12 protein-coding genes and 1 pseudogene are annotated in these 20,126 nt (G+C 42.2%); 3 read left to right on the forward strand and 10 right to left on the reverse strand.

Annotated elements, in window-relative coordinates:
• Window position 1 precedes the first annotated feature (1 nt).
• Window positions 2-6,790, reverse strand: coding sequence for a non-ribosomal peptide synthetase (locus tag AACR11_RS07580; protein WP_079324612.1), 6,789 nt, complete (start codon window positions 6,788-6,790; stop codon window positions 2-4).
• A gap of 13 nt (window positions 6,791-6,803) precedes the next feature.
• The gene (locus AACR11_RS07585; RefSeq protein ID WP_223156690.1) at window positions 6,804-7,718 is read right to left on the reverse strand and encodes a TauD/TfdA family dioxygenase; all 915 of its coding nucleotides are present in this window, start codon (window positions 7,716-7,718) and stop codon (window positions 6,804-6,806) included.
• Window positions 7,719-7,890: 172 nt separating this feature from the next.
• On the opposite strand from AACR11_RS07585, the gene AACR11_RS07590 reads away from it, so the two are divergent.
• The 3 genes from AACR11_RS07590 (at window position 7,891) to AACR11_RS29855 (ending at window position 11,204) form a co-directional block, all read left to right on the forward strand.
• On the forward strand, window positions 7,891-8,091 hold the full coding sequence (locus tag AACR11_RS07590; protein ID WP_017189274.1) for an MbtH family protein: 201 nt from the start codon (window positions 7,891-7,893) through the stop codon (window positions 8,089-8,091).
• A 34-nt stretch (window positions 8,092-8,125) separates the two neighbouring features.
• Window positions 8,126-10,423: a TonB-dependent siderophore receptor gene (locus tag AACR11_RS07595; protein WP_079324614.1), complete on the forward strand. Its 2,298-nt coding sequence runs from the start codon at window positions 8,126-8,128 to the stop codon at window positions 10,421-10,423.
• Window positions 10,424-10,487: 64 nt separating this feature from the next.
• Window positions 10,488-11,204, forward strand: a complete 717-nt coding sequence (locus AACR11_RS29855) for a thioesterase II family protein (protein ID WP_079324616.1) — start codon at window positions 10,488-10,490, stop codon at window positions 11,202-11,204.
• Here AACR11_RS29855 and AACR11_RS07600 read toward each other — a convergent pair.
• The 8 genes and pseudogenes from AACR11_RS07600 to AACR11_RS07635 form a co-directional block, all read right to left on the reverse strand.
• The gene (locus AACR11_RS07600; RefSeq protein ID WP_017817779.1) at window positions 11,135-11,845 is read right to left on the reverse strand and encodes a 4'-phosphopantetheinyl transferase family protein; all 711 of its coding nucleotides are present in this window, start codon (window positions 11,843-11,845) and stop codon (window positions 11,135-11,137) included. The two genes, AACR11_RS29855 and AACR11_RS07600, sit on opposite strands and share 70 nt — an antisense overlap.
• A gap of 45 nt (window positions 11,846-11,890) precedes the next feature.
• The gene (locus tag AACR11_RS07605; protein ID WP_079324618.1) at window positions 11,891-12,493 is read right to left on the reverse strand and encodes a nitroreductase family protein; all 603 of its coding nucleotides are present in this window, start codon (window positions 12,491-12,493) and stop codon (window positions 11,891-11,893) included.
• Window positions 12,468-14,024, reverse strand: coding sequence for an ATP-binding cassette domain-containing protein (locus AACR11_RS07610; protein ID WP_017817777.1), 1,557 nt, complete (start codon window positions 14,022-14,024; stop codon window positions 12,468-12,470). The genes AACR11_RS07605 and AACR11_RS07610 overlap by 26 nt, the downstream gene beginning before the upstream one ends.
• On the reverse strand, window positions 14,011-15,075 hold the full coding sequence (locus tag AACR11_RS07615; protein ID WP_017817776.1) for an ABC transporter permease: 1,065 nt from the start codon (window positions 15,073-15,075) through the stop codon (window positions 14,011-14,013). The genes AACR11_RS07610 and AACR11_RS07615 overlap by 14 nt, the downstream gene beginning before the upstream one ends.
• Window positions 15,072-16,127: an ABC transporter permease subunit gene (locus AACR11_RS07620; protein WP_017189268.1), complete on the reverse strand. Its 1,056-nt coding sequence runs from the start codon at window positions 16,125-16,127 to the stop codon at window positions 15,072-15,074. The genes AACR11_RS07615 and AACR11_RS07620 overlap by 4 nt, the downstream gene beginning before the upstream one ends.
• A 2-nt stretch (window positions 16,128-16,129) precedes the next feature.
• A complete protein-coding gene (locus AACR11_RS07625) occupies window positions 16,130-17,941 on the reverse strand; it encodes an extracellular solute-binding protein (RefSeq protein ID WP_223295728.1) in 1,812 nt (603 codons plus the stop codon).
• Complete coding sequence (locus AACR11_RS07630) at window positions 17,941-19,590, reverse strand: cyclic peptide export ABC transporter (RefSeq protein WP_017817775.1); 1,650 nt, start codon at window positions 19,588-19,590, stop codon at window positions 17,941-17,943. The genes AACR11_RS07625 and AACR11_RS07630 overlap by 1 nt, the downstream gene beginning before the upstream one ends.
• A gap of 160 nt (window positions 19,591-19,750) precedes the next feature.
• Window positions 19,751-19,887: pseudogene (locus AACR11_RS07635) on the reverse strand (IS256 family transposase); the annotation flags it as partial.
• Between the last annotated feature and the right edge of the window lie 239 nt (window positions 19,888-20,126).

Consider the following 20,126-nt stretch of genomic DNA (forward strand, 5'->3'; position numbering starts at 1 on the left):
TTTACTCAAATAAATCTAATAAGTCTGACATTGCTTCTAAGTCGTCTTGCTGAATCGTTTCCCCTTCCAGCATCTGCGAAAGCTCGGCAATTGTCGGATTGTGAAAAAGATCAGCTAAAGCAATTTGCGCTTGGAAAGTACGCTGAATACGTGCTTGTAAACGAGTGGCGGTTAGAGAATTCCCACCTAAACTAAAGAAGCTGTCTTGAGTACCGATCTGATCGTGTCCTAATAACTCTTGCCATATTTCTACCAATTGCATTTCCAACTCTGTGGTTGGTGCACAATAGTGGCTCATCCCTTGCTGGGCAGGTTCAACTAACGCTTTACGATCGACTTTGCCGTTACTATTTAGGGGCAGAGCATCCATGATCATAAGTGTGCTGGGTATCATGTAAGCAGGGAGATGCTCCGCTGCTAGTTGCAGTAAAGTTTCGCTCCCTAGCACCACACCATCGCGTGCCGTAACATAAGCGACGATATAACCGTGTTGGCTGTCTGCCTGCCAAACTTTAACTACCGCCTCTTTAACGCCCTTTTGAGACAAAAGAACAGACTCAATTTCGCCAAGTTCAATCCTAAAACCGCGTAGCTTAATTTGGAAATCGCTACGCCCGAGGAACTGAAGTTCTTTGTTTTCATCCATAAACACTCTGTCCCCAGTGCGATACATTCTTGCGCCTAACTGGTCAGAAAAAGGGTTCGGAATAAAACTGCTCGCGGTAAGGTCAGCACGCCCTAGGTAGCCACGAGCCAAGCTCTCTCCTGAAATGTAAAGTTCTCCTTCAACCCCCTCTGCCACAGGATTGAGTAATTCATCGAGTACGTGAAACTGCATATTTTCAATGGGATTACCTAAAGCAACAGTCTGTCCTTGGGTATGATCAACAGTCTGACTTGATACCCACACCGTGGCTTCTGTCGGTCCATACACGTTCGTCACCGATTTCGCTTTTTGCTTCAGTCGTTTCGCCAATGTAATCGGTAGCGCCTCTCCACCAGCTAACACCTTCAACGATGCCCACCAAGCTGCATTCATATCCGCTAAGCTCTGCCAAGTTGCTGGTGTCGCTTGCATCACTGTGATGCAATGACGCTCCATCAGATCCGAGAGGCATTGGCTATCTTTGCTCTTTTGATCACTAGCGAGTACGACTGTTGCCCCATGGATTAATGGTAAGAACAACTCCAGAACCGCGATATCAAATCCAACCGTAGTTAATGCCAACAACGTATCTTCACGCGTAAGACGTGCTACTGGAGAAATAGACTGAAGGAAATGGTTAAGTGCGCCACGCTCAATTTGCACACCTTTCGGATTGCCCGTCGAACCAGATGTAAAAATGGTATAAGCAAGTTGCTTAGCATGCTTCACTTTGACTCTCTGCCCATCAATTACCGTTTGTTTGATATCGTCGATGTTGACACTTCGACATTTCGGCAAGACTACATCACTGATTGTTAACTGAGGTTGAGCCTGTTCGATAATGTTACCTAAACGAGCAGGAGGAAGCGCAGGGTCTAGTGGGATGTAACAAAGTCCCAGTTTATATAGACTCAGCAATGTAATTAGTAGTTCTGCTTTTCGGTTTAGGCAAACAGCTACAGGTTGATCATTATCGTAAGTCCAGTGTGAAAGTGACACAGCTAGCGCATCAACTTCGGTGACTAATTCACGATAGGTCAACGTTCTATCCTCTGTGATCAAAGCTACAGCGTCACCACTATCACGCGCCTGATGCTCAATCTCGGTTAGAAAGTCCCAGTTAGAATCACGCGCTGCACGTGGCAAAGGCTCAGGTATAAAGACGAGTGCTTCAACCGCTTGATGTACCTCTTGATACAGGTCTTCAGTAAGGGCGATTAATGCGAGCTCGAATGTCGAAAGCATGCGTTCAATTAGAGTATTTGACACGGACTGACAGTCGTAAGTGCAATTTAATTGAAGAGACTCGTTCGGGGTCACTTGTAGCATAATTGGAAAGTTACTCGTTCCAAATACTTCTAGCAGATCAAATTTAGGGGCTTTCATCTCAGCTAACGCTGGTGGAAATGGAAAATTCTGAAACACAAGAACAGTATCAAATAAGAGCTCACCAGGCTCTAAGCTTACGTTAGATTGAATGTTAGATAGAGGAACATGTTCAATGCCACGAAGTTCGACAACATCGAGCTGCATTTGCTTGGCAACGTCGATCAATTTGGAATCGGGATCCAATTTCACGTACACTGGCAAACTAGAAAGAAAAACGCCTGCCATTTTTTCAATTCCATCCACTTCTTGTGGTCGACCCGAGCTCGTCATCCCGAATAACACATCGTATTGACCTAAGTAACGACTAAGCGTCAATGACCACGCAACTTGGACTAATGTATTTAGAGTTAGACCATGAGAGCGAGCTTGATTCTCCAGCTGTTGAGTAACGCTTTTTGAAATAAACTTTTGGCGGCTCTTCTGCTCCTGCTTAGGTTGTGTTGGTTTAGGTAAATGCGGTACCTGTTCGACATCAGCAAGATAAGTTCGCCACTTCTGCTCTGCGACGTCTACATCTTGCTTCGCAATCCATTTGAAGTAATCTGCGTATCGAGGAGCAGGCGAAATTGGCTGATTTCTGTATATTGTCATTGCATCGTCAGCAATTAAAGTAGACGTCCAACCATCGACCACCAAATGATGGCGTGACCAAACCATTCGATAGACACTTTCATCAAACTTTATCAACGTGATTTTCATCAACGGTGATTCATCAAGAACAAAACCGGTTTGCTTCTCCTCGTCCACAAGTTCTTTAAACAGAGCTAATTGCTCTTGATGAGAAACATCGCTCCAATCCAGCAAATTCGTAGAAAATTGAACATTTCGACAAACAACAAAGTAAGGCTGATCAAGCTCATTCCAAATGAAACGCCCACGATTAATATCATGACGAAGTACTGCCTCCTCCCACGCAGCCAGAAACGCAGCACTATTTATGGGCCCGTCCAATGACATGCTCGTAACATTGAGGTACAGCTGAGGATTTTGGTCTAATAAACAATGAAACAAGATGCCTTGTTGAGTTGGTGCTAGCGGTAAAACATCTTCTATATTCGTCGCTGGAATATGTTGGCAGATCTCATTCAAATCACGTGCCGATATCTCCGCAGTGACTTCGTCGGTCGTGATGGTTAACGGTAGCCTATCTAGATCACTTCGGTGCTTTTCCTTGGCTTGCGACGCCGGTATATCAAAATCATTGTTCTCCAATTGAGGAAGAATAAATTGAGCCAGCTCATTCACACTCTGATGCTGGAAAACATGTTGCGGGAGTAGCGTTAACCCTTCTTTCTTTGCTGCAGCAATAAGCTGAAGTGCCAATATCGAGTCACCACCAATTGCAAAGAAGTTATCGTCATTGTTTACGTTTGATACAGATAGTGTGCTAGACCATAGCGATTTAACTAGGTTTTGTGCGCTTGCTAAATTGGTTACTCGAGAATCCGAGCTAATTTGGTTTTCTGCACTTTCAGTTGCTTGATGTTGCGAAGCTAAAACCTGAGTAAGCTCTTTCGCGGATTGGTGTTTGAATAACAATTGTGGCGTTAGAGCAATGCCTTGTTTTCTTGCCAAAGCAACTAATTGTAGAGCTCGAATAGAGTCTCCACCAATGGCAAAGAAACTATCTGTCGATGACACGACTTCATTCGGCATATCAAGCACTTGTGCAAACAAATTACACCAAAACGCATCCGCGCTTGATTCTTGTTCACCGCTACTTATTGCATTTTCATCGACTTTTTCCACTGCCAAAGACAAAGTGTTTCTGTCAACTTTGCCGTTTACTGCTCGAGGAATTGTTTCCTTAAATTGCCAAAAGTGAGGCTGCATATGAGCAGGTAATTGCTCGCTAAGCTGATTCTTAAGTTCAGCTAATGCCAATTTATTATCTTTTCGATGCCACTCCTTATCCAGCACCACGATCGCGGTTAAGGCCTCACGAACATTACTTTTATCAAAGAGAACTGCAGCTTCTGCAACTCCTGTTAGTGCATTGATATGACTTTCAACTTCAGCTAACTCCACGCGGTAGCCACGAATTTTTACTTGCCCATCAGCTCGACCAATAAACTGCACTCGACCATCAGGCAGTCGCTTCACACGGTCACCGGTGCTGTACATTTTTTCTTGATCGCTGAACGGATCGTCGATAAAGCTAAGCTTTGTTTTTTCTGAGTCTTTCCAATACCCCTGAGCTAATTGATTACCAGCAATATAAAGATCACCGATTGCCCCTACAGGGACGGCTTGCAGTGACTTATCCAAGATATACACCCGGCAACCGTCTAAGGGCTCTCCAAGTGCGATAGGTTCTTGCGATGATAAACTACCAGCAATAACACCAACGGTGGCCTCCGTAGGGCCGTAGTGATTAAAAATTCGCAATGATGGCGCAGTTTGCTCGATATCCTCTAGCAAGCGTTGGTTAACGCCCTCACCGCCTAGGACTAGTGCATCGCGCGGTAACAACCCTTCACACTCTGAAGCCATTAATCCTTGTAAATGGGATGGAACAACTTTGAGCATATCAACTGGATAACGATTTAGGTGCTCAGACAAAGCCTCTGCATCGAGCATAAAGTCTTCGTCTAAAAGGCGTACTGCGTGCCCTGCAAGCAGCCCCCCCCATAGAGATGTATAACCTAGGTCTGTCGCGACACTAGCTAAACTGGCATAAACGCTTCCTGATGGCATCTCCAAGCGTTTGTTAACTGCAATAACATAGGATGCAAGAGCACCATGGCTAACAGTCACAGCTTTGGGCTTGCCTGTGGATCCAGAGGTAAAAATCAGATACGCTAAATCTTTCGCGTCCACGCCCTCCGGTTCAATGGACCCAGAGGGTAGTTTGGAAACATCGATCCATTCCATCTGTTCTGCTAACCAATCCGCCCTTCTCCCGAAACCAATAACAACACTGACTTCTGCCTCTTCAAGCATCATTGCACTTCGATCAGCAGGTTGTGACAGGTCCAATGGCACGTAAGCGGCACCTACATACCAAGCTGACAGCATAGCTGTTACTTGCTCGACCCCACGAGGCAATAACACAGCGACTCTTGCTCCATGAGTTACACCTTTACCACGTAAAGCAAAAGCCAGGTTCGAAGCACTAAGACCTAACTCTTCGCCTGTAATCAATTTGTCATTATGTAAGAGTGCCGGTTCACTACGTTCACGGTTTAACCAGAGTGACAAAGCTGTTGTTTTTTGAGGAGACGATTGTTCAACTGTTGGTAGCCATTGTCGGAAAAGATGTTCGTTCAACTTCACTTCCGGTTTGTTTAATACCGTTTCCAAAATCTCCAAAAAGTCGTGTGAAATCGATTCGACCGTTTGCTTACGATACAAACTAGAATTGAACCTCCAATGCAAGCGGAACGAATCTTCATACTCATATACGACAAGATTTAAATCATGCGCAGCACCTCTTTGACCTGAACTTTCTGCGTGGTCAGTGATAGGCATGGCTAAAGAGTGATCATGAATGCGAGCATAAGTAAACATATGAGACACTATCGCTGTCTTATCAGCTCGACGTTCAGTTAACAACGATTCAGTTAGCGTAGTTAAAGGTACTTTCTGATGACGAACCGTTTTACGATAGAACTCAGTGAACGTCTTTACTAATGCCTCAAAACTCTGTGGCTCAGTGAAATTCGCTGGAATTAAAACAGGATTAACACAGTAACCAACAACACCTTTATGTCTTCGTCCATAACGCCCCATCGTTGGAGAACCTAGTAAAAACTCAGATTGACCCGAAAGTTTATGGAAAAAGAATTGGAAGGCACTGAATAAAACTGAATACGGAGTGGTATTCAACTGAGAAGAAAGCGTTCTAACTTTGCTAGTAATGGACTTGCTGGTATGAAAATGTATTTGCCCACCATCGAACTCTTGGACATCGCCGCGCTCGAAGTCTGTTGGAAGTATTAATGGTTCTGGAAGTGGCGTCAATGAGTCTTTCCAAAACTGCAACGATTTGGTCGCAGCTTCAGATGATAAGTAATCTTGTTGTTCTTGAGCCCAAGAACAATATTGTTCAGACGGCAATGGCTGGTCTTCGCCATTCGCCAAATATAAATAGTATTCTGCCCATGTCTGCATTAACTGCTCAATCGAGTAGTAATCGCCAGCGATATGGTGAAGAGTTAAGATGAGATAAGGTGTTGTCTCTTTTTCAAAAGTGTTAAAAACAACATTCGCACGACATACATAGCCTTTTTCGATGTCGAAAGGTTCATCTGTTTGTTTAGCAACCCAATCATCCAACTCTGACTTAGAGAAACTCGTATAATCAACCGTCAATTTTGCTACATCAGACGTAAACAAGTTCCCATACACCCTGCTCCCTTCCTGTGCGTATCCAGTACGAAGCGAGCGGTGATGTGAAACTGTTTCAAAAAAGCTCTCTTTAAGAATAGTTAGATCAAGCGGGGTCTGTTTTTCTCCCCCTAACACCGAAGTAAAGTACATATTATACGCACTCGATGTTGGAGATAATTGGTACAAAAACCATAAAGATTTTTGATTCGATGACACCAATAAGCGCTCAAAATACTCTGGATACTCAGACATCGTTTCAACAATGTCATCTTGGTTTGATAACAGCCATTGATGTTCCGTTTGAGACAATTTTGAATCCAGCCCAGCATTTATTGGGCTGCTGTTTATTTTCAATAAATCATTGTGAGCCTCAATCTGAATGCCTTTTTCTCGCAAATTAATCAGAGGTTTTAATAAATCCATTTGAGTTGGTTTCCTAGCAGTTAGGTTCAGCCATAGCAACGATGACTTTGCGAGTTCCTGTGAAGCGAGAACGTGCGTGTGCGACTAGCATGTTATCGAGCATTAAGATATCGCCAGATTCCCAAGGAAACTTCACCGTACAATCATCCAAAACACTTCGAATTTCATCTAGAACCGAATCCTCTATGGCAGTTCCATCACCGTAGTACACATTGCGTGGTAGGTCTTTTTCATCAACAACGGAAAGAAGCGTTTCTCTTATGTGGGGTTCTAAGTTAGATACATGGAACAAGTGGGCTTGATTGAACCAAACCATTTCACCCGTTACCGGATGTTTAGCAACAGCCTGACAAATTTGACTCGTTCGCAATTCACCATCTTCTTTCCATTCAAAGTCGATTTGATTTTGTAAGCAGAACTTCTCAACCTCCTTTGGGTTGTCTGTGCCAAACACTTTCTCCCATGGCAGGTCTAGACCATTTCCATAGTTGCGAACATATTTAAGCTTCTTCCGTTCAAAGCGTTCGCGAATTGTAGGGGAGATCTTGTTAAAAACTTGTCTGCTATCAGCTATTGGCGTCTCACCTTCCGTTTCTGCTGGCGTAATACAGTGAAACCAGATCTTCATTGGCCAATTGAGCGTATACGCTTGCTCATTGTGTAATGGAATTGTCTGATGGGCTGGATACTCTGTCGTGGTATACACACCTTCACCAAGATCGGTTCTTGGCGTTGAACCGAACTCATAACTAAGTAGAGGAAAACCGAAGGAACGCGCAAACTCTTGGAAAGGCTCCTCTCCAATTAAATCGAACCCTCTAAATAAAACACCCCCAGTGGTACGTAATTGCTCTTCAGCTATGGCATGTACTTCTTGAATACAGTCAGAGAGGCGCACACCGTTGTCAGCTGTAACGACTTGGGGCAAAAAAGAATCAGATAATAATGGTTTGATATTTAAAAACTTTGGGCTAGTCACTACTGAAGTCTCACTAAATGAAATAAATAAAAATACAAATGATAATGATTATTGATATTACCACCAAGAGTGTTATTATTTTATAAATCAATCAGACAATCAAGTAACATAAGTATTTAAAATGAAACAACAAAGCATTCTCTATAATGTCGTCATAAACATTGAAGAGCAGTACTCCATCTGGCCAACCTACAAAGCAATTCCGAGCGGTTGGAAAGAAGTGGGTTTCCAAGGCGACAAGGAAAGCTGCTTACAATTCATTCAAGAAAACTGGACCGATATGCGTCCAGCCTCTCTCAAGCTATTTCAACAAGCTCTCTAACCACACTTAAAAAGAAGTATTTACAGGAAGTATTATGTTCAAAACCAAATTGGCTACTGCTGTTCAAACAACAGTACAGCCTCATTGTTTGACTCTAGCCCTTTTAGCTTCAACACCAGTTTTCGCTGCAACGGAAGTAAATCAAAGCTCAAACGATGAAGCGCAAGAAGTAATTCAGGTAATCGGCGTTAAGCAAAGCCTGACAACAAACGTTGCGCAATCGACTATGCGCTCCGAAGCGGATTTATCGACCGTTCCTCGATCTGTTCAAGTGATCAATACTGAAGTTATTGAGCAACAAGACATTCAGAGCTTAAGTGATGCTCTTTATAACGTTAGTAACGTCGCAGAACACAACAACTACGGTGGCACACGAGATCAATTCAAAATTCGTAGTTTCGATGCTAATGCCTACGAAGACGGAACGCGTATTTACGGACTAGCACAAGATAAAGCAGTAATAGACGATTTGGAGTTCATTGAAGTAGTAAAAGGACCAGAATCAGTACTTTACGGCAACATGAGTCCGGGTGGTCTCGTTAATTTAATTACGAAACGACCGCAAGCGGTTGCCAACCACCAAGTTAAAGCAACTCTAGATGAACACGGAAAGCAAAAATTCAGTTTAGATTTTACTGGGTCCGCAAATGAAGATGAAACAATTCTTTATCGTCTTGTTGGTGTATTTGACGATTCTGAAGGGTGGCGTGACCACTCGGACAGCAAACAAACATTTATCGCGCCTAGTGTCACTTGGCTAGCAACGGAAGACACAGCTGTTACCTTTGCCTACAAATACAACAAAGAAGAAATGCCATTCGATCGTGGAACTCTGGCGGTGCGAAATGCTAGTAATACCGGGTGGGAGTTTCTTGATATCGATGAAAAACGTCTAGGCGCTACGTTTTCAAACCAAGAACGCGAAACCCATAAATATTCGTTAGAGTTAGAGCACGCTATTAATTACAACTGGACGACGCGCTTTAAAGCCCGTTATCAAGAACGTACTTATAAGGGTGACCGGGTTCACTTTTATGCAGCATCTCCAATTACGACGCCACCTGCTCAAGGGAATTTAACTTTATATATTGAAGACAGAGCGACGAACGCATTTGATGGGACAATTGCCCGTTATATTGCTAGCAGTAATGAGTCAAGCGAAACAACATTGTATTCATGGGAGAATGTCTTTGATGTGGAAACTGAAGATTTCGCTCACCGTATCATTGCAGGAGCAGACTACACATCTTACGAATCCAAGACCAAAACGATGGCATCATCTTCATGGAGCGACCCAGACCTTGTCGGATACTCTGCTTTAATTCAGCGTACGGTGAACCCTAACAGTGGTGTATACAACTACTACAACGACGCCCCTTCTACCGCTACACACCCGAATGACACGTATAACGTCAATACAGATACTTTTGAACTGAAAGAGTACAGCATATTCTTACAAGATCTAGTCGAGTATCACGACTGGAACTTTGTACTGGGTGCTCGTTACGACATCTTCGACGCCGAGTCTTCAAAAACTTGGGACTCAACTGTGCAACAAGGCGCGGCTAGACTTAACGTAACGCTTCAGAACTCTAACTCAGACAGCCCTAAAGAGAAAAACCTAAGCTTACAAGCAGGTGCGCTTTACGCGTTAAATGATCAAGTATCATTGTTTGGTAACTTCACTAATTCATACCTACCAAACCAAAAATACGACACAGTCAAAAACGAGTGGGTAGACTCTCAACGAGGCACTCAGTATGAGTTTGGTACGAAAACATCATTATTAGATTCGCGACTCAACTTAACAGCAGCTATCTTCCATATTGACTTAGAAAACGTAGCGTACCAGGGTGATGTACCAGGTAGCTACGATGTGTACAAACAACGCAGCCAAGGTTTTGAGGTTGACGGCGATTTCGCTATTACAAGAAAGCTAATGGCATTATTCGCCTACGGCTACAACGATGTTGAATTCGTGAACTCTCCATCTTCTGTTAATAAACCAGTAAATGTACCTGAGCACAATGCGAGCCTTTGGTTATCATACCAAGCAACACAAGAATGGGGAGTGGGTAGTGGTGTTCGTTACGTAGGTGACCGCGCAGGTAACCGCCGTGAAGCTTACGATTACACACTTCCAGCATATACCCTGATTGATATGGCAGCTTGGTACACACCAGATTTCGCTGATCAAGATTTACGTTTACAACTTAACGTTAAAAACGTATTCGATGAAGAGTACTACTCGGCAGGATCAGATTCGACACAAAACGCTGTGTACCTAGGCTCTCCAAGAACAATCTCTTTAACCGCAGCATACAACTTCTAATTATATTTGTGTAATAAGCTGAGGGGTACAAGGTGTACCCCTCTTATATGTTGTAAGGATAGATATGTTGACACTTTATTGCTTCCCTTCTTCAGGAAGTGCCGCAAGCATGTATCATGCATGGATACATCCATTACGCGAACATAATATCAATGTAGTTGCCCTAGAATACCCTGGCAGAGGAAGTCGATTCGGCGAACCGTTCGTCAGTAGTATTCAAGCACTATGCGAAGATCTGTGTTCACAAATTGAAGACAATTTATCAGAGAGAAGTGAATTTGCTTTCTTTGGACACAGTCTGGGTGGCCTAGTTAGTTTTGAATGTACCAAGTTAATTTGCAAGAAACACCACCGCCTACCTACCCATCTATTCGTATCTTCACGTCACTCTCCCAACAACAAAGTGGCGTCTTCGCTTTCAAACTCTTCAAGTGATTCCGATCTCACTGCAACATTGACCAAAATGGGTGGGCTTCCAATAGATATTTTAGCAAACAGCGAGCTTATGGAATTGTTACTACCCATTATCAGATCAGACCTAAATCTGAATGAGCAGTACGAGAATGTTGACCCTTCGAAAATAGCTGTACCGATCACTGCGATCTACGGTGATATAGATCCAGTGGTAGACACAGACAAAATCCAACAATGGAGAGAGTTCACCCAATCAGATTTCAAGCTACTTGAAATGCGAGGAGACCACTTTTATTTTCACTCAGACTTGGAGCAACTCTTGCCTTCACTAATTTCTGTATTTGAAAGTAGTTCTAACTTATCCTGACTTGCCATGTGTAATGAATCAACCTTTATAGCGTTGTTCCAAGCAACGCTACATACACCCCAATCAAACTTATATGTTTGAAGCCCAAATTCTTGGTTGTTCCAAAGTATCGAACACCTCTCTTTCACCAGACACTCACTACAATCAAGCTCTTTGAGATTATCCACCAACCCAGAACCAACAGCTTTTAATAGAGACTCTTTTGCCGTCCATAAGCAATAGAAACTTTTATGTTCATCAATCTTCAGTTCAAGTCTTGCTAATTCATTAGGGTGACAGATTAGTTGAATCAACTCGTTCAAATCTTCGATTTTTTGGTAGCATTCAACATCTATCCCGATTTGTAATTCACTTTGCCCCACAGCAGCCACCATTGCGACCGCTTCTTTACTATGACTCAAGTTAAATGAAATTGGTGCTGTTAAAAAGGGCTTACGCTCTGGCGATTTGGTAATCACCCAATCACTGGGGAAAATATCTGGATATTCTAAACTCAGTACATGTCTTTTAAAGTTATGAGCGAATACATAACGGCGCCTATCTAATTCATAACGAAAAGATAAAGAGTGAGCCCACTCCTCGTCATTTAAGCTAAATGGGATCGAAAATGAACTCGGTGTAACGTAGATTGCTAGATTCATATTAACAACACATTATTTTAAACCTTTTACTCCGCACAAAAATTTTTATTTTTCAAAAAGTTCGGAAGGTGGGACACCAAGCCCTTGCCATTCGAAACAGTACTTTGCGGGAGACTGACGCTTTATCTTCTTCACAAATTCGGGTAACGGCGTACCCACTGCAATAGCACCAACAATTTGGTCATCAGTTTTCATTCCAAAAAGAGGTTTCACTTGTTCGTTCGCTAAGAACGTATACCACAGACCGCCGTATCCCATTAGATGAAGTCCATTCATGATATTCTGCGCGGCGGCGGCGGCTGACAACTGCTGATCCCATATGGTCACTTTTTTATGATTGGGGTCAACGTTAGTCATTACCAAAATCATCATTGGCAGGTTACTAATATACTCTGCCGATCGCTTGCCATCTTCACTAACTTGCCCATAAGAAGACTGCCGTTTGTATAGCTCTAATGCCATCTCCCCAGCTTTTTTCATATTTTCACCACGAGCAACCACGAACTTCCATGGCTTAATATTCCCATGATCGGGGGTTGTCATTACAAGATCGAAAAGTTGCTTCAACTCCTCATCAGAAGGACCTGGATAAGTCAATTTTGAAAAACTGTAGGAACGTCTATCAAGCAGTGGCTCTAATGGATTCATTTTCATTTCCTTCTAAACTTGTAAATTCATTTTGTTGTGTTGTTAGCCAAGTGTCTGAAGACTCATAACTAATTTGCTCTCCACTTGATAAAGTTAGAACCTTGTGGCACAACGCTTCTATCAATGTTAAATCGTGAGTAATCAATATAAAACTAACTTGGTGTTTGTCTTGGATCGACTTAAGAAGGTGGATCATTCTTCGACGATTTTTTCGATCGAGAGCAGTAGTGGGCTCATCTAGAATCAAAAGCTTCGGTTGCAAAATCAATGCTCGGGCTATCATCACCCGCTGCCTTTGACCACCAGAGAGTTGATGAGGATAACGTTTTAAAAAAGCGATCGGTAAATCGACCTCTCGCATAACCTTTTTTACTCGAGATGCCAAGCCGATTGTTTTCTGTTGCGCAATACAACCTTCTTTAAGCGTCTGCTCGATAGTCATTCTCGGGTTCAAACTCGAGGAGGTGTCTTGAAATACAAACTGCATTTTGTGACGGAATGCTCTTAAATCTCTTCGATCGGCTTTTAGCCACTCCAACCCATCAAATTCGACAGAACCTTGACTTGAGATTAACCTAAGCAAACTCTTAGCAAGAGTAGATTTTCCCGAACCGCTTTTTCCAATTACACCGATACTTTCTCCCTTATTAAGAGAAAAAGATACATCGCGTAAAAGGGAGTGAGGTGACTGCCACCACAAAGTGGCTTTGATCTCGGTATTCAAATGATCGACGCGCAACAAGGGCTCTGAACTTGCAGGTAACGGTTTAGCAAATTCAATTGGTCGCATTAATGAACGGGTATAATCATGCGTAGGTGACGAAAATAATTTGCGAGCTGACTGTTTTTCGACAATAACACCTTCCTTCAAGACGACCACCGTATCTGCAAATCGCTCAACCATATTTAGATCATGAGAGATTAAAACGATAGCCATTCGGGTACGTTGTTGAATATGCCTTATTAAACTCAAGATTTGATCACGTACTGACGGATCAAGCGCAGTCGAAGGTTCATCTGCGACAAGTAACTTTGGTTTATTCGCAATCGCAATGGCGATCAATAATCTTTGTCTTTGTCCGCCCGATAATTGATGAGGGTAGCGACTGGATAGAGAAGTTGGTAATCCCACTTGTTCCAACAAAGCGGCAATACTTTTTGCTATCTTCTTGCTCGTTTGGAATTGCGTTGCGCTATGAATTAACAAGGCTCGTTTTAAATGCCAGTACACACTTTTTACTGGGTTTAGCGCAGACAATGGCTCCTGAGATACGAAACCAATCTCTTTACCTCGGATGTTTAACCAATCTTTCTCGGAAAACAGTCGGGTATTCTTACCATCGACCATTACCTCCCCCTCTACTAAACTCCCTTGGGGCTCGATTCCAAGCAACAGCTTAGAAAGTAATGTCTTACCTGCTCCGCTTTCACCGACAATAGCGAGAGTTTCACCAGCCTGTACATCAAAACTCACGTTACTTAGAAGAAGAGATTTGTCGACAAGTAGGCGGACATTTTTAACGTTGAGCATGGTGATGCTCCTTAAATGGACTCAACCACTCCTGTACAGCTTCGCCAACTAATACAACAAGCGTAATAACAAATAATATTGCACCACACCCTGTCATTCCCAGCCAGGGAGCATGAAGGTTATTCTTGCCCTGTGCTATCAACTCGCCCAATGATGGATAGCCGACTGGTAATCCAAAACCCAAAAAGTCGAGAGTAATCAGGGAGCCTAAAGATCCTGCAAAGATAAAAGGTAGAGTACTTAACGTTGTGATCAGCGCATTAGGAAGCACATGTCGCAACATTATTCGAAAATCAGACACTCCAGCAATAAGTGCAGATTGAACATATTCTAACTGACGTGTTTTGAGTACTTCGGCACGAATTAGTTGAGCAAGGTAATGCCAACCAAAGAGAGCAAGAACCAGAGTCAATGTCGCAAAGCCGGGGTTAAGTATACTTGCGACTATCATGACAACGAACATAACCGGAATAGCACCCCATATTTCAGTAAGACGCTGACCAATCAAGTCAACCCATCCACCTAGATACCCCTGAACGGTACCGGTAACAAGAGCTATCGCTGAGATAGCCGATGTTAAAGTTAAAGCAAAAGCCAAACTGATTCTCAAACCATAAATTAAGCGGGCGAAAACATCCCTTCCTTGATCATCAAGCCCTAGCCAATTTTGTTTTGAAGGCGGTGATGGGTAAGTTAAATCATAGTTAATCGTATCGTAGTGATAACGGACGAGTGGCCAAAGAACCCAACCCGACTGTTCTATCATGTTAAGTACATATGGATCTTTATAATCCGCTTCTGATTCAAAATCTCCTCCAAAAGCGGTTTCAGGATAGCTCTTGAAAATCGGCACAAACCAATCACCATCGTAATGGACTAGGATCGGTTTATCGTTTACGACTCCTTCAGCAAACAAACAAATGAAAGTCAAAAGTATCAAAACCAATGCCGCACATTTACCGCGAAAAATCACACTATTCTTTTTACGATGAACAAATGATTTATCTGTGACTTGTGCTGCAGCCAAAGGCTTATTCTTCGAATCGTTCACCCTGACACCTCAGAAAATGAGACCCTTGGATCTACCAAACGGTAAAGGAGATCACCAACTAAATTTAATATCAAACCTAATATTGTATAGACGTATAAAATACCTAACACGACTGGGTAATCGCGTTCAAGCAATGCTTCGAACCCCAAAAGAGCGATACCATCTAAAGAAAATACGATTTCAACCAGCAAGGTACCTCCTATAAACACCGATAACAGATCGGACGGCAACCTAGCGACGATAACTAATAAAGTGTTTGGTAACACATGATGAATCACAGCGCGTGACTTACTTTCACCCATACAGATTGCCGTATCTACATATTGCTCGGACATTTGGTCGAGTATGGAGTTTTTCGTCAACACGGTTAAAGACACCAATCCACTTGCGACACACGCAAGTACAGGAAGAGCTAAATGCCAGAAATAATCTAGTATCTGCCCAGTCAAACTCAATTCATTATGATTAGATGAAACAAGTCCTCGAAGCGGAAACCAGTTAAAAACGCCTCCACCAGCAAAAAGCATCAGGAATATAATGGCAATAATGAAAGTGGGGATCGCATAAGCCAGCAGCAAAATAAAACTGGAAAATGAATCAAATACACTGCCCTGTCGACTTGCCTTAGCAACCCCTAGAGGTATAGCAATCAGGTAAGTAATAAATAATGTCCACCCACCCAATGACAAAGAAACCGTTAATTTATCTAAGATGAGTTCGCTAACAGGTAAACCATTAAAGTAACTGTTGCCCAGTTCAAAAGATATATAGCGTGAAACTGTGTCTTTATAACGTTCCGATAAAGGTTTATCGAATCCATACTCCTTAGCAATTTTTTCTTGTAGCTGCTGATCTATAACATTATCCGATAGAGCACTTTCTACGCTATCAAACAGATCAACAGCTGAATTATCTACTCCTTGTAGCTTAGCTAATGCCGACTCTACTGGACCACCAGGGAGCCATTGAAGCAATAAAAAATTCAGAGATATAACGACAAAAAGCGTAGGCACTAACAATAAGAGCCTGCGGAGCACATACAAACCTAACATAGTTATTCTTTACGACTATCCCACCAAAATTCGACTTCATAGCCATACTTAGGAGCTTGCGCTGGCTTCTGGATATAACTCTGATAGGCAACTAATTGAAAATTGCGGGCCCACAGTGGTAAATAGTAATAGTTCCACTTCAACACTCTATCGAGAGCACGACCATATGCTTGAGTTTCAGCATACGAGTTGGCATGAACAAGCCCTTCAACAAGTTCATCCACCACAGGGTTACTGATACCCGTAACATTGTAACTTGCTGATACATCAGCAAACTCAGACTTGAGTGATGAGCGCAATTCTGTATTCGGCGGAATTCGAACCTTATATTGAATCGGCGTCATATCGAATTGCCTTTGCAATAACAGTTTGAAGTACTCAGTGCCCGTTTTCACTATAACATTAGACTCTATTCCTAGTCTCTTTAGGCTTTGAATGTAACCACCTATAGCGGGCTTCAGAGAAGGAGAAGGCAATAAAAATTGGATAGTCATTGCTTCACCTGACTGACCATTAATCAGTCTACCATCTTGCATAACCCAACCAGCTTCCTTCAGTAGTAGCTGAGCCTTCCTTAGATTCTGACGATTCCGTCCTGAGCCATCAGATGTGGGCAATGAAAATGAATCACTAATTACAGACTTTGGTACAGAGTCAGCGAACTGCTCTAAGATCTCGAGTTCATCTTTATTCGGCATTCCGTAAGATGCTAAAAAACTATTATTAAATAGACTCTTAGCCCTAATATATTGATGATCAAAAGCCTTCGCGTTTAACCATTCAAAATCAAACGCATAAACTAAAGCTTCTCGTGTTCTAATATCTTTAAACTTATCTAAACGAAGATTAAATGCCATTGCGGTAACAAAGGAAGGCGCCTCATAATTGATCTTATCCTTAACCACGCTACCAGCATCGAATTCTGAACCTTGATATAACTTGTTCCAACGTAAAATATCGGTTTCAGCAATGTAGTTTACTTGGTCAGATTTAAGAGCTTGCACTGCGGCAGTCCTATCACGGTAGTACTCGACCTTAATTTTCTTAAAATTGTACTTACCTTTATTGACGGCAATGTCTTTACCCCAATAATCTTCTCTCAATTCGTAAGTAATGTTACGTCCCGGCTCTACTGAAGCTACTTTATAAGGGCCTGAACCAACAGGTACATTTAAGGAAGGCTTTGTGAAGTCATGATTTTCCCATATATGTTTTGGTAAGACTGGAAGGTTGCCTGAATTCAAAATCTGGAGCTTGCTACCTTCTTCACCAAAATCAAGCTTAACTGTATGAGAGTCGATAACTGAAACTGATTTAAGCGCTTTAAATCGTGATTTGATATTACTTAGCCCATGCTTCTGATAAAGATTGATTGAGTAAGCAACATCTTCAGCATCAACAGGGTGCCCATCACTAAACTTAGCTTCTTTTCGCATGTGGTAAGTCACAGATGAATAGTCATCTTCAATAACCATTTTTTCAGCTAACCATCCGTAACGTACCTTAGCTTCATCTTTATCATGACCGCGTACAGTCAAGCGATCATAGATCCAGAACAGTCCTCGCGGCTTTTTGCCAAGATCAATGAACTGATGTAATGAGTCGAAGCTACCAATCTCCACCATAGCAAGTTCACCTTGCTTAGGTGCATTTGGGTTAGCATATTCAAAATGCTCAAAACCCGGCTGATATTTAGGTTCATCATACAGGCTAATGGCGTGTGTTGTGTCACTTGCCACTGCCGGTTGCACCATTAACAACGACAACGCCAGACTAAAAATAGTCGTCCTGTAAGAATAATTTGGTCTAATCATTAGTAAGTCACTTTCATTTGAGGTTGTTGACGATGTTCTTTTTCTACGATCGATATGTTCCCAGCATCAACTCGATACACTTTATCTGCTAAATGGAAGTAATGATCATCGTGCGTAATTGCAATTACCGTTTTGCCATGAGCTTGTAACTCTGGTAAAAGCTCTGTGTAAAATACACGCCTAAACGTCGGATCTTGGTCAGCTGCCCATTCATCAAGAATAATCAAGCTTCGCCCCTCTAGATATGCTAGAAGTAACGCCAAGCGTTTCCGCTGCCCTTGTGAAAGTTGTGTGGTGCTAAGTTGACTTTCTTCAACCGAAACTTTGTCACGCAACGCCAATTTGGTGAGGTAGCTCTCGACGAGCTTCCTATCAGGTCGTTTACCTTCCTCATTGATTAGATTTTTAAACAAATAGAAATCAGCAAAGACCACTGAAAAATGGTTTCGATACCAATCGATATTATGCTGCTCGATACGTCGTCCCGAGAACTCAATAGATCCTCTATGCGGTTGGTACAGACCTGTGATCAGTTTGGCGCATGTAGACTTACCACAACCATTTCCACCAACCCAAAAAATAAGCTCCCCTTGTTTAATTGTTAAGTCGATCGGTCCAACGGAAAAACCAGGCTCTCCGTTTTCTGTTGAATAATCATATTCAACACCTTTTAAAGTCAATTGCTGCCAGTTTTTAAGCTGTGGGTCTAGTTGTATATTATTTTCGCGTTCTTCAGAAAGCGCTAAAGAGCGAACTTTGGCGTAAGCGACTGCACCTTGAATTAGAGCCGGTAAAGACCCAACAAAACCAGCTAAAGGTGAGCGTAAGAATAAAATAGCGAGCGCATAGCCAGTTACTTGCTCTGAGGTTCCAATTGCGAACTTAACGTGCATCAAAACAACAACTGCAATAACGAGCAAAACCGAAGTATTGACCCAACTTCCATTCAATACGTTCATGCGATCCGCTTTCGTGTCTAACACTCTGGAATGCTCAGCTGTGGGCTCCAACTGATCTCGATAAAAAGACGAACGTCGTTCATAACTTAACTTAAGCTCATTTCTTCCACTCAACATTGCCTGGTACGTACCATACAAAGTGTCATCATTTTCTCGAACTTTTCTTTTGTATTCGCGGGATACCAACATTAGCTTGCGCCCCAAGAAAACAGATACGATGGTCATTGCAATGGTCGCGGCAAAAAATGGAATCGATAACCAAAACAGATAACTATATGTAAAGACAATAACCGAGATACCAAACACCACGAATGGCAAGCTGTTAAACGCTTGACTAATTGCAGTAATATCCTTGGTAAGAGTAGCAAGTATTTTAGGCTGCCCAAGTTGTTCAACTCGTTCAACTGAAGTATTCATGAGTCGACGACTAATACTTAACCTAAGTTCATATACAACTTTATGCCCTAAAGCAGTGATCATAGATTGAGATAAAAAACTCAACCCAAACAAAAACAGAATCAGGACGAAAAAAATTGAGACTGGAAACTCGCCACCGCGACTCAATTGACTGATAGCTTCATTGATAAAAGCAATAACGGAAACACCAGCCACCGCACTCAAACCACTAAGTAAGATTGCGAAAAGAAACTGACGCTGACTGCCTTTCAATAACGATAGGATTAATTTCATGGGTAGACAACACTGCTAGGAGGCTTTATTTCTGTAACTAAGCCTTCTCTATGATAAATATTTATAAAAAGAATCGTAATGATAACACTTATCAATTCTATTAACATGAGTTAATTAACAAAATTTCGCATTTGTATAACCCCCAGTCAAAACGCTTGTAGAGACGATGATGTTGGGCTAGTAGCTGTTGAAGCTGAGCTTCAACAGCTTGTGCAATAAAATCTCTAGCCCCTTGCGCATCAGTTCAGTAAGTGGGTCTTGTGGTGCATTCAATGAAACAACAGTATTATCAGTCATGCGGTGTACTTATCTGTTAATCGTTCTGGGGAGAACAGCATCAACAGATTACACCGCAACTTCCTTTCTCTTCCATACACCAGAAATCAGTATAGCTCTGAAGTATCACAAAATGGCCAAAAACTACTTTTTTCATGAATTTGAATGTGGATCATCTATTGAACAAACTGCTGAACTTTGTTTCAAAAATGGGCTTTGTTGCTTAATTAAGTGAAAAGACATGGCTGTCCCATGTTGAT

This window comes from Vibrio sp. L85, assembly GCF_963871815.1.
GTDB lineage: Bacteria > Pseudomonadota > Gammaproteobacteria > Enterobacterales > Vibrionaceae > Vibrio > Vibrio harveyi.